The sequence below is a fragment of the Paenibacillus sp. P4_A7 genome, assembly GCF_056402455.1.
This window is the reverse complement of the sequence record NZ_JBFUHJ010000035.1, coordinates 1-12,576: the sequence shown is the minus strand read 5'-3', so window position 1 is coordinate 12,576 and position 12,576 is coordinate 1. Positions and strand designations below refer to the sequence as shown.

Sequence of the window (12,576 nt, the reverse complement as noted above, 5' to 3'; positions counted from 1 at the left end):
TCTTTAGTCAAACAGCGAGGTGAATGACATGAATGTACTAACACGGATTTGGAAGAGGGAATGGCCTCTTCATATGATGCTGCTTCCAGGAATCGCTTTGGTTTTGATTTTCAGCTATGTCCCGATGGCAGGCATTATTATGGCTTTTCAGAAATATATACCGAACAAAGGCTTGTTCGGCTCACCCCTTATTGGTCTGAAAAACTTTCAATTGTTAATTGATTATCCGGATATCGGGCGTATTTTCATCAATACGGTTTATATTGCCGTAATGAAGATCATAGCTGGACTGATTGTACCTATTACCGTTGCGATATTGCTTAATGAGCTGCGGAAAGAATGGATAAAACGGACGTTCCAGACACTTGTTTACTTGCCGCACTTTCTATCTTGGGTGTTGTTAAGTGGGATTTTAGTTGATGTGTTGTCTCCATCATCTGGTATTTTCAATCAGCTGCTTGGTTTATTCGGTATAAAGCCTATCTTTTTCTTGGGCAGCAATGATTGGTTTCCGTATGTGATGGTCGCATCGGATGTATGGAAGGAATTTGGCTTTGGTACGATTGTCTATTTGGCTGCACTAACTGGCATCAACCCTTCGCTTTACGAGGCGGCGGAAATTGATGGCGCTGGGCGGATCAAACAGACCTTTCATGTAACACTGCCTGGAATGATGCCGATCATCGTGCTTATGTTTACGCTTAATATCGGGAATGTACTCAATGCGGGATTTGAACAAATTTTTAACCTGTACAGTCCCCCGGTCTATGAAAGCGCGGATATTATCGATACCTTTGTCTATCGTATGGGTGTCCAACAGGCGCAATTCGGGTTTGCCACAGCTGTAGGTCTATTGAAATCCATCGTATCTTTTATATTCATTTCTCTTTCTTATATTTTAGCCTATCGTGTAGCGAATTACCGCATTTTCTAATGATGCGCTCGTAATTCAGAAGGGAGACATACCGTGGTTACAAACCGATCATTGGGCAGAAAAATATTTGTAGCGTGCAACTTTATTTTTCTAGCGCTAATATCCTTCTTATGTCTGATGCCTATTATTCATATATTGGCGATCTCATTCAGCTCTGGAGCTGCGGCGGCAGCCGGCCAGGTTTCTCTGTGGCCGATTGATTTCACAACTGCTGCTTATGATAATGTATTTGGAAAACCGGAATATTTGCGTGCATTCTGGGTTTCGATCCAGCGTGTTGTTCTAGGAACGTCCATTAGTATGTTCTTGATGATTATAACGGCTTATCCGCTATCCAAGGATCCTCGTCAATTTCGGCTCAGAACCTTTTATGCCTGGCTATTCGTATTTACGATTTTGTTCAGCGGTGGTCTTATCCCCTCTTATCTGACTGTCAAATCACTTGGCATGATAGACACGATGTGGGCTTTGGTATTACCAACAGCTATTCCCGTGTTCAATGTCATCCTACTGCTTAACTTCTATCGTAATTTGCCTAAAGAACTCGAGGAATCGTCGCGTATAGATGGCGCGGGCCATTTCACTACATTATGGAAAATATATGTACCGCTATCTTTGCCCGCATTGGCAACGACGGGACTCCTCACGATGGTGGGACATTGGAATAGTTGGTTTGACGGTATGCTGTATATGAATCATACTGAGAATTATCCGCTGCAGACGTTTCTACAGACTGTCATTATCAAGATGGATTTCCGCTTTATTAAAGCGGAGAATGTCGAATTGATGCTCAAGCTGTCTGATCGCACAAGCCGAGCGGCACAAATTTTCGTAGCGGCATTTCCGATTCTTATTGTCTATCCATTTTTACAGAGATTTTTCATAAAAGGGATAGTAATGGGAAGTGTGAAAGGATAGTATCGGAGTGCTCTACAAATAAATACGGGAGAACAAACGATGAAAAGCTCATTCTTTTTGCATGACTCCTCCATATTCAAGAAAATTATGGCTGCCTTTCTGGCGGCCTTGTTGCCGCTGATGGCGATTACTTGGATGATTAATGAGAAGGGCTCGGACAATGTTCGCAATGAAATCTCAGAATCGGTTCTGAATACGACACGGTTTTATATGGACTCGCTGGATAAGGAAGCTGATCGGATTAGCCGTTATTTGCCAAACTATGTGATGGACAAAGATTTGATGGAAATTGCAGCAACGGGTACAGACATGAGCTCCTATGATCGGGCACGCAAAATATTGGATATCCAGCGAAGACTGGAGCTTATGAAAAACTCAAGTCCATTTATTAGAGAAGCAAAGGCCTATATTCCATTAATCAAACGTACTATTCTGAGCAATAATTTTGAAACTCACTTGAGTGAGCTTGAATATAGATCGATGCGGCATAGTGAGAAATTGTATGATGAACCGTTCATTTACTGGAAGGATCGATTGTTTATTACGATGCAATATCCGATTAATACAGTCAAAAATCCGTTATATATTGTAGGGGTTGAATTATCGACTATTAAGATCAAGGAAACGCTATCGCAAATTGGCGGGACAAGAGGCGGACAGAGCGTGCTGCTTAATTTGGAACGAGGCTGGAACATCGAAAGTGGTGTGGAGTCGGCTTTGTTGGAGGAAATGAAAGCCTTTGCATTGGAAAAACGGGAATCGCAGTCCGACGAAGGCTACGAAACCATTATTTATAATGGTAAGCGATTTCTTACTGTGTATAAATATTCTAAATTTTGGAATTCCTATTCAATTACCTGTATACCTGAAGAGTCGGTCTTAGGCTCATTGCAGATGTATCGAGCCTTATTCTGGTGGGCTTGCATACTTGCAGTGTGTATCGTATTATTTTTCACCTATTTTTTATTGCGATTTATTTATCGACCTTTGATGAAGCTGGTACACTCCTTCCGTCGAGTTCAGCAGAACAGGCTTGAGCCGATGGTCATCGACCGTGGAGCAGATGAGTTCGGTTATTTGTACCAAGCGTTTAATAATACTGTGCGATCCTTGAAAACATTAATTGAGGAAAATTATGAGCAGCAAATTCGGAATCAACGCTCGGAGCTGAAACGACTGCAATCGCAGATTAATCCTCATTTTTTATATAATTGTTTTTTTGTACTATGTCGTTTGATTAAATCAGATAGTCAGAAGGAGAAGGCTTATCAATTTTGTCTATATATTGGACAATACTTTCAATTCATTACCCGCAACGATGAGGATGACATTCCGTTCGAGCTTGAGGTGGAGCATTCTCGCACTTATGTAGAGATGCAATCGATCTGTTACGGGGAACGGATAGAGGTTTTGTTTGAAGGAGAAGTTCCTGCTATTCAAGTTCCAAGACTTATTTTGCAGCCGATTATCGAGAATGCTTATAAGCACGCGTTAGGCAATATGCTTAAACCCGGCGAGTTATGGGTGCATAGTAAGCAGCAAGAAAATGTATTTTCGATGTACGTTGAAGATAACGGCCAAAGCATTACGGATGAAGATATAGAGCTTCTTCGGAAGAAGCTGCGCCATTCAACGAATCGGATTGAGGAAACGACAGGAATTATGAATGTTCATCGCAGAATTCAACTGCGCTACGGAGAGGAATACGGCATTACGGTGTCACGATCTGAATTAGGCGGATTGCAGGTAGGAATCAAGCTGAGTGTAAGCTAGAGGGGGAATCAGCATGTACAGACTGCTTATTGTCGATGACCTTCCGATCATCGTCGATGGTCTTCTTGAGCTATTTGAACAGACAGAACATTTGCAGATCGAGTTGATGAAAGCTTATTCAGGTGAAGAAGCTTTGGAGGTTATGTCTCATCATCGCATCGATATTGTCGTTTCAGACATTAAGATGCCTGGAATTGAAGGGATCGAGCTGTTGCAGGAAATTAGGTCAAAGTGGCCGGCCTGCAAAGTTATTTTTCTAACCGGCTATAATGACTTCCAATATGCAAGGAACGCCATTACTTACGGCGGGTTTGATTATATTCTAAAGGTAGAAAGCGACGAGAAAATTGTTCAGTCTGTGGAACGAGCCATCGAGAAAATTGAAGAAGAACAGGATCAGGTACAGCTGATCGCGAGAACGCAATCGAAAATGAGATTGGCATTGCCATCGATGCAAAAGGAGTATATGTGGGGACTCTTTCAAGGCAAGCAAGTAACGGAGAGTCAGTTAGATCAGTCTTTCAAAGAAATAGATATTCCGCTTGATGCCGCATTGCCGGTATATTTGCTTGTTGGAAGGATAGATGCTTGGAAAGAGCTGTTCACCACGCGGGATAAAGCGTTGTTGACCTACGCGATGCAAAATATTTGCGACGAATATTTGAGGGTGCAGGTAAGAAGCTACCCTGTTGTATTCGAGCTGACAAAGATCGTTTGGATCATTCAACCGAAAGCCTCAGATGAGTTGTCCGCTGATCCCAGCAGCTTGGACTGGATGAGAGCTCACCGTTATACGAGCGGTATTCTGGAAAATGTTCAAGGAGCATGCAAGAAGCTGCTGGGACTTTCGGTTTCTTTCCTTCTCGGAAGCGAAGCGATCACATGGAATAACCTATCGGAGCGGTTTCAATCGATCAAATACGGTTTGGTGCAAGGGCATGGATTATTTAATGAGGTCATTATGACTGATAAGGATATTCAGAAGGAAGAGATCAAAGATAAGGTGAGCAGCCATCACGATAGCTTTTATCATGCTCGGGTTCAATTGCTCATGAGCTTTCTCGAGAATAACCATCGGGAGCAATTTAACAAGCTGTATGTCGAGCTCACGGCTATATGGAATGATCGGGGAGCTCCTAGTGAGCGTAAGATTGAATTATATCATTCCCTCTCGGCGGTGTTCCTGTTCTATATCCATAAAAACAGAGACATCCGGGATTATATGAATACACAGTTGGATTTGGATAAGTTGTATCGGTACGGAGATTCAAATTCATGGCCGGAGCTGATTCAGTATTATAGGCAAATGGCCGACTGCTTCTTTGAATGGAATACGCTGCGAGGTATGCAATTGCCGACAGAGGTTGTTAACAAGGTGCATCGCTATATCGAGGAGCATGTATCTACTGATATTTCTTTAACAGCTCTGGCAGATTATGTGAGCTTGAATCCATCCTATTTGTCCAGACACTATAAGCAAATTACAGGTATCGGTTTATCGAAATACGTGAATGACTACAAGAATTTGATTGCAAAAGACATGCTTCTGAACACATCGATGAAAGTAAATGAAATTGCTGCCGCGCTAGGATATAACTCAGCACTCGCTTTTATTCGCTTTTTTAAGAAGCAGAACGAAATGACGCCACAGGACTTCCGTATGGCACGATGCCAATCGCAAATCCAAGGTCAATAATAGTATATGGATTGTAAATAACGATCTCTTTTTCCTCCCGGCCTGTCCCTTTAAAATGGAAGTACAGAAGGTGTACAAGAGGAGGAAAAGTTTTGAGAACTTTAACAGCTGTATTACTAGGCGCAGGCAGTAGAGGGAGATACATTTATGGACCCTATGCTGAGAAATTTCCGAATGAGTTAAAAATTATCGCGGTAGCCGAGCCGGACGATGAGCGTAGAAACCGGTTTGCGGAGACTCATCAAATCGACCCGGAGCATGTCTATGATTCTTGGGAAAAAGCATTTGATCAAGGTCGTATTGCAGATGTGATGATCATCTGTACACTGGATCGGATGCATTATTTACCGGCGATGAAAGCGATGGAGCTGGGCTATCACGTAATGCTAGAGAAGCCGATGTCTCCGTCCTTGGAGGAATGTATCCAGCTGGAGCAGGCTTCACATCGATTTAAGCGGCTACTTGTTGTCACGCATGTTCTTCGTTATTCCCCTTTCTGGTCGGGAATCAAAAAATGTATTGAGGATGGCGAGCTCGGAACCGTGGGCACGATTCAATTAACGGAGAACGTCGGCTATCACCATATGACGCACAGCTATGTGCGCGGCAATTGGAGAAATTCAGAGGAGACGAGTCCGATGATTTTGGCAAAATCCTGTCATGATCTGGACATTATATCCTGGCTGATGAAGCAGCCGTGTACAAGCGTAAGCTCGTATGGCTCATTGCTTCATTTTAAAGCGGAGAATGCCCCGGAAGGCTCGGCGGAACGCTGTATTGATGGCTGTGCGGTTGAAAAGGAATGTGCTTTCTCGGCAATGAAAATGTATATGCAGCCACCGCATCACCCTTGGGCTCGTTATATGACGAATGATTTGTCGCAAGAAGGGATATTAAAGGCTCTTAAAGAAGGACCGTTTGGGCGCTGTGTATATCGCTGTGATAACAATGTCGTTGATCATCAGGTCGTTAATATGGCATTCGAAAATGGAGCGAACGCGTCTTTCATCATGTCAGGGCTGACACAAAGCGGTACACGCCGGGTTCAAATTATGGGAACGCAGGGCGAAATCATTGGCGATATGGATAAAGGCTCCTTTACGTTATACCGCTATGTTACTGGAGAACAGCTTGAGATTCGCTGCAATGTCGAAGGAGACAGCCACGGAGGCGGTGATGAACGTATGGTGAGCTCGTTCCTGCGTGATGTTCGCCAGTTTGATAGCAATCCATCCCATGGCTTAACATCTGCAACAGCGTCACTGCAAAGCCACTTGATGGCATTTGCTGCCGAGCATTCGAGATTGCATGAGGGGCTGGCTGTCAAGATTTCGGATATGCAGAAGAAGGAAGAAATGACGGTATAGATGACGGGTTATCCCCAAAGCAGCTTGAAGCTGCTTTGGGGATATTTTTTGTTGTGCGCGAAGCAGTTCAGAGCACTGTTATAAGCTATTACATCACAAAAAAAGCCGATCGAATAGGAGACCAATGGTCTGATATTCGATCGGCTTACTTTCATTTACTTCGATAGATGATTCAATAGTCGAAACAGGAATACAGCTGTTTCAGCACGGGTAGAAGAGTTGTTTGGTTTGATCATTCCTCCATCACCTTGAATCAGACCTTGGTCTATCATGCCTGCAATACTGCCTGCCGCATAACTGGACACTTTGTCTGCATCCTTGAAGCCGTTAAGCGCGGTGAGATCTCCAGTGATATCAATCGCTCTTGCTGCCTTAAGCGCCCGAGCCACCATGACCATCATATCTTGCCTTGAAATCTTTGCCTTCGGAGCAAAACGCTCGCCATCCATGCCGCTAACGATGCCCAGCTGCTTAGCTATGGCTACAGCTTCGTAATAATAATCTTGCGGATGAACATCTGTGAACGACGTATTTGCTTCTGCCTGCAAATCAAGCGCTCTAACAAGCATTAAGATAAAGTCTGCTCTGCTTACCTGCTCGGCTGGACTGAATGCTGCAGCCGATGTGCCCTTCACGATACCTAGAGCTGCCAACTTCTCAACAGCCTCCTGCGCCCATGAATGGTTATCGAGATCTCCAAATTGATATGTGGACTGTTCATAGAAAACGGCATATGTGCCTATACGGTCTGTTTGGAATCGTATTTGTTTGTCAGAAGCAGAGTATACTGCTCCTTTAATCGCTGAAGCTATACCTTGATCATTAATGAACAGTATACCGATTTTCGACGCTGCTTCATTATTTGCAGCCAAATACGGTACAATGACGGTAATCGGAGCCTTATCATTCATCCATTTATAAGCCTTGCCATCCATTTCTGCAGACAGCTCTACAATCGGTCTAGCACCTACTTGTGTCTGTATATCTTGTTCCAATGACTTCCGATCACGCTCACCAATTATTAGGCGAAGCTGCTTTCCAGCCTCTCCGGACTTCGCCAGCATCTGTCCAGAAAGCACTATGGTTGCATGAGGAGAAGTCACATCAATAAGCAGATTAGGATGTTCGGACAAGAAAGCTGCTGGAAGCTCCAAAGCATATTTCACTGCCTCGCCGTTTTTCTTAAGCACGATGGATACCTTCAGCTTGCCATCCTTATCGGGTTTCGCCCGAGCTATCGCCTTCTGCAAGTCTTGCGCGCTGACCACGCCAATGGCCATTGTTCCGCTCGAATCAACCTTTGAGTTGATTTCTGCTTTAACTGAACCATCCGATTGTGGCTGGAACAAGTCGGGGATTGTGACTATCGGACCTCCACCAATCGGTACTCTCTTGTATTCAAAAGTAACTTTTTCGGGTTCACTCATACCGTCTGTTGCAAGATATGCCTCATAGGTTCCCTCTAATTCACCCGTAAGTGTGAATTCGAATTGGAAACTACCAGCCTCTGTACTAGTCTTCTTAGCTTCGTATTGAACCTTGCCTTTTGGATCAAGTACTTTCAAGTTCACATTTGCAAGGTCGCCATTCATCACTAAACCATCTACCGTTACTTTTTTTGATGCCGTGTCTACTGCTGCTTTAATCCCTTCAATTGCCTTTACTTCCTCGGCTCCCGAAAGATTATAGACACCAAAATCATAGAAGGAATATCCGTAAAATGTAGCTCTCTCAATTCCTTCAAACTTAATATATCTAGCCTGGATCGGATCAAAATGAACTGCGTCTTTTCCATCTTTCGCTGTAATTACTCCATCATTTTCTTTAATGACATTAGTCCAGTTTTGATTATCATCGGAAACGAGCAACTTGTATGTTTTTGCACGAGCGTATTCCCAATCGATTCTGATCGTATCCATTTCAGTCGCTTTACCAAGATCAACCTGGAACCAGGTATTGTTAATTAGCTCACTTGCCCATCTTGAAGCAGGGAATTCGTCAACAGCTTTCTCGGGCGCATAATTAGGATTGGAGGCTTCAACCGTAGATGCTTTTGCATCTTTATTCAACGCCAAGTTTCCAATTAGGTAATAGACGCCTTCCTTCAATGTATCGTACGCCCCATCTAAAATGATGTGATCTTTCTTCAGAAGGTCTAGCTTAGCGTTATAGCTTTTTAAGTACTTTGCAGCCTTTGCCTCATCGGTTCCTTCGAACCACTTCATCATTTCCAAGTAGTTGATCAGGGAACGAGCCGCTTTATCATTCTTGAATTGGTTTGTTTCATCGAAGCGTGCTACTAAGGCTTTCATGTTGGAGGCGTTTGTAACTGCTTCAATCACATAAGAGGTTTTCTGAGATTTGCCCGCTGCTACCGTTATGACCAACTCATTTTTCCCTGGCTTGCCGGCGAGATCAATGACAGTTCCTTGTGTATAAGGCCTTCCGTTAAAAGTGGCGGTCGCTTTAACCAATCCACTTCCATCATCATTTTTTATCGACCAAGTAAACTGAATAGGCTCCAAATCAGACACGGCTACTTCGCTTTGAAGCGGTTTGCCGTTAATTTGTACATCTGCCTCTGGAGGAGCGGCGTTGTTTACTTGATACGTTCCTTTCACAAACTGATAAAGCCAATCGTACAAAATACGTGTTGCAGGGTCAGTGCTTTTCGCAGAATCAAATACAGCATTATTACCTTGGTAGTAAGCTTTAAAACCGTTTTCCATCAGACCAGTCTTAACACCGCTGTTCAAATAATCAACATACCGCTCGCGGAATACGCTATCCGTCACCATACGATCATCGAATTCAAGTTCGAGGCCCATCCCGTATTGCTTAGCTATGTTAGCAGCGTCTTCAAGACGATCTTCACCCAATTGTTCGAAGAAGTAGTTTGGTTGGAAGGCTGCAGCATCAATCCCGACATCCTTCCACATATGGCTTTTGTATGCTAAGGAGTGTGGTATCCAAAACAGCTTCAGGTTCTTGTCATGAACGTTCTTACTTGTTGAACGAATCAAATCTGGCCCCGTTGCGCTTGTACTGATTTGTTCTTCCAGCCAGTACATGCCGACAAGCTCTAGATTGGAATACTCTTCAGCTCCCCATCTCTGTTCCACTTCATTTAACCACCATTGAACCGCTTTTTCTCTATTTGCAAGCGCATTTTCTGTCCCGACGTCAGAAGCATTGAAGCTTTCAGATACACCATCGTTATCAACATCCCCAAAATCCTTCACACTCTCACCTGGATCTGGAATCATCAAAACAACCTTTACCTTATGATCAGGCTGATTCAGCCCGACTCCGACTTCCTTGGTTGCTTCATTTAACTGCTGCATATCGCCAGTTTCAGCAAAAGTCTTATCCAAATACCATTTCCAGTCATCTAAATTTGCTCCACCACCGAAGTCTCGACCAGCAGGTGATGTAAGTCCGAGATAAAGAACACCATCAAAGAGCCAATCTACTGGCTTACCTGTTCGATCTACATAACTGATATTAGGAATAATCCGTTCCTTCGTCCAAGTCCCCTTATCATTCGCGTATTGACCATTATAGAGCAATCCAAGATTGCTAATGCCGGCCGTTGCTTCTCCGGGCAATAAAAGGGCAGGCTTTTCAGTAACAACCGATTCTGCCCCATTCATCTTTCCATCTGCGCCCCAAATTTCGACCTCATCAATGAAGGTCCAAGCTCTGGTATGCATCGTAAAAGTTACTTTAACATAACGAGCATACGCCATCTCTGCTTTAGAATTTCCGCTTTTAATTCCATCTCTGCTTCCATTCCATTCATAGATTTCTTCTCTTGGCGGTCCATCTCCCCAAAGAAGCTGGGTAGAATTGTGTGAAAGCGTTCCCCAATTTTCCTTGTCATCAGAGACGTACATCGAGACCGTCAAAGGCACAAGTATCGAGCTGGTTGGCCAATCCTGCATAAAGCGAGCTTTAATATTCGAGATGGACTTTTTTTCGCCTAAATCGAATACGACTTCGCGTGTCTTCTTTTTTACATGTCCTACCCATGCTGGATCTGTCATATCTAATGCGCCATAAATGCCATCAGTAAGCTTATTATTATCATCTGGATACTTTGCCTCGGGTTCTTCCGACCATTCATAATCGAGTCCAAGAGCGAGATTACGGAACGGCGACTGTCCTTCTTCTGCTTGCACTACTGGAACCAGTGTCAACAACATAACTGCAATAATTGCGCTAGCAACCCATCTTTTATGCAATCTCATAAATGTAGCTCCCTTTCTATTTTAGAGTAGAGAAACTTCAAACATTAACTATGATTTTTTCATTTCAAGCAAGTCTCAACACTCGTTTCTCCTTTCCGTGCTTCCATCGCGATAGATGTAGAAGCGTATAGCAATGTCCTTACTGTTACATTAAGAAATTTAACCCAAGTTTCAAATAGATAACTTCTTACTTTTATATACATTTGTTGATGTACCCCTCAGAATAATAGTTCACGCTTGCTTGAATTATAGAAAAAACATTACTTACTGTGCGCGCGGCCTTTTTAATGTTATTTCTTCGAGTAATTTGGAGCTCGCATTAAGCTGACTTCGAAAATTCAAGGTGATGAATGATTTATGACCATAGAAGTAAGGGCGGAGGGGGATATCGTAGTAAATGGTACAAAAATGGTTCCTATGAATTTGGAGTTATTAAACATTCAGGATAAGTTGTTTGAAGATGATAGTAGAGAGCTTTACCAATTAGCATTTGATGTGGTTCCAAGTCAGTTACAGGTGGACATTCTGGGGATGCCTATAGAAGAGAGGGGAGGATGAAATGAGTTGGAGCTTTTTTGAAAAAAACTAAGCGGGRTAAGGCTGTATTTGTTAAGCTGCTCATCCTCGTTTGGTTAATGTCCAGGATGGATATAATCAATATGCCAGGCCCTAACAGAATGCTTGCGTTCATCTTCAAACCTCTAATAGGGCTAGTACAACAATAGGCTCATAATCAGGCTCATAATCAAAATCAGGCACAAAAAAACCGGTGCGAGGATCTTAGCCGGTGGTCTTAGTCCTCTAACGGTCAGGGATAGCATACTAATTGTCAGGATTAGCCTTACTTAGCTGTGACACCACCATCAACAGGCAGCCCAACATCTGTATACGAACAATTATAGTAGGATTACAATAAAATAGATGTGAGCAAAGTCATTGTATTTGTTCATAAGCATTACTTCGCAATATCGATAAAGCCTTCGCCGAATACATCACGTACGTCATGGATGGTAATGAAGGCGTTTTTATCGTGTGCTTTCACAATTTTCTTAAGCAGGCTTACTTCTTGTTTGTTAATGACGATGTATAGAACCTCGCGAGGCTGCTTGGAATAGTATCCACGACCATATAGTACAGTCACACCTCTATCCATCAGTTGATTGACTTGCGCGGCGATTTTGTCCTGCTCTTCGGATATAATCGTTACGGCTTTCTTTGGATTTAACCCTTCAATGATGAAATCCATCACTTTAGTTCCAATATAAAGCATTAGAATGGTCAACATTAGGCCCTGTACTCCGATAATGTATACAGAAGAGATGGCAACGATCGCGTCGAAAAGCAAGAGTGAATAGCTAATGTTCCAATCCAAATACTTATTTGCGAGCCTAGCTAAAATCGTCGATCCCGCCGTTGTACCGCCGGCCCTTATAATCAAACCAAGGCCGATTCCTGCGAATATGCCTCCGAAAATCGCATTGACCGTTAATTCAGTAGACTGAATGTGCCAATTCTCTGTTAGTTGAAGAAACAATGAGTTGAATGCAACAGCGATGATCGTATAAATCACCGTCGTTTTATCTAGCAGCTTATAACCAATGATGAGCAAAAAGGAATTTATAACGAGTGAGATAAGCC

The 12,576-nt window shown here is 43.1% G+C and carries 8 protein-coding genes; 6 read left to right on the top strand and 2 right to left on the bottom strand.

What is annotated here, in order from left to right; all coding sequences use genetic code 11:
- Positions 1-28: 28 nt before the first annotated feature.
- From AC1DWN_RS07990 to AC1DWN_RS07970, 5 genes are all read left to right on the top strand, one after another.
- Positions 29-934: an ABC transporter permease gene (locus AC1DWN_RS07990; protein ID WP_477558372.1), complete on the top strand. Its 906-nt coding sequence runs from the start codon at positions 29-31 to the stop codon at positions 932-934.
- A 33-nt stretch (positions 935-967) separates the two neighbouring features.
- Positions 968-1,852, top strand: coding sequence for a carbohydrate ABC transporter permease (locus AC1DWN_RS07985; protein WP_477558371.1), 885 nt, complete (start codon positions 968-970; stop codon positions 1,850-1,852).
- A 39-nt stretch (positions 1,853-1,891) separates the two neighbouring features.
- Entirely contained in the window at positions 1,892-3,625 is a 1,734-nt protein-coding gene (locus AC1DWN_RS07980) for a sensor histidine kinase (RefSeq protein ID WP_477558370.1), read from the top strand.
- Between the two features lie 13 nt (positions 3,626-3,638).
- Positions 3,639-5,321 (top strand): response regulator, encoded by a 1,683-nt coding sequence (locus AC1DWN_RS07975; RefSeq protein WP_477558369.1) that lies wholly within the window; start codon positions 3,639-3,641, stop codon positions 5,319-5,321.
- 92 nt (positions 5,322-5,413) lie between these two features.
- Positions 5,414-6,688: a Gfo/Idh/MocA family protein gene (locus AC1DWN_RS07970; RefSeq protein ID WP_477558368.1), complete on the top strand. Its 1,275-nt coding sequence runs from the start codon at positions 5,414-5,416 to the stop codon at positions 6,686-6,688.
- Between the two features lie 155 nt (positions 6,689-6,843).
- On the opposite strand, the gene AC1DWN_RS07965 is transcribed toward AC1DWN_RS07970, so the two are convergent.
- Positions 6,844-10,938 carry a DUF4855 domain-containing protein gene (locus AC1DWN_RS07965; RefSeq protein ID WP_477558367.1) on the bottom strand — a complete coding sequence of 1,365 codons (4,095 nt, stop codon included), beginning with the start codon at positions 10,936-10,938 and terminating at the stop codon, positions 6,844-6,846.
- A 357-nt stretch (positions 10,939-11,295) separates the two neighbouring features.
- On the opposite strand from AC1DWN_RS07965, the gene AC1DWN_RS07960 reads away from it, so the two are divergent.
- Entirely contained in the window at positions 11,296-11,496 is a 201-nt protein-coding gene (locus tag AC1DWN_RS07960; protein WP_477558366.1) for a hypothetical protein, read from the top strand.
- A gap of 397 nt (positions 11,497-11,893) precedes the next feature.
- Here the strand turns inward: AC1DWN_RS07960 and AC1DWN_RS07955 are convergent.
- A partial coding sequence (locus AC1DWN_RS07955) for a YitT family protein (protein WP_477558365.1) occupies positions 11,894-12,576 on the bottom strand: 683 nt, incomplete at its 5' end.

What these genes read in the sequence shown, in the direction of transcription:
- AC1DWN_RS07990 (WP_477558372.1), top strand. Translation starts at nt 29, where the DNA reads ATGAATGTACTAACACGGATTTGGAAGAGGGAATGGCCTCTTCATATG.
- AC1DWN_RS07980 (WP_477558370.1), top strand. Translation starts at nt 1,892, where the DNA reads ATGAAAAGCTCATTCTTTTTGCATGACTCCTCCATATTCAAGAAAATT.
- AC1DWN_RS07975 (WP_477558369.1), top strand. Translation starts at nt 3,639, where the DNA reads ATGTACAGACTGCTTATTGTCGATGACCTTCCGATCATCGTCGATGGT.
- AC1DWN_RS07965 (WP_477558367.1), bottom strand. Translation starts at nt 10,938, where the DNA reads ATGAGATTGCATAAAAGATGGGTTGCTAGCGCAATTATTGCAGTTATG.
- AC1DWN_RS07960 (WP_477558366.1), top strand. Translation starts at nt 11,296, where the DNA reads ATGACCATAGAAGTAAGGGCGGAGGGGGATATCGTAGTAAATGGTACA.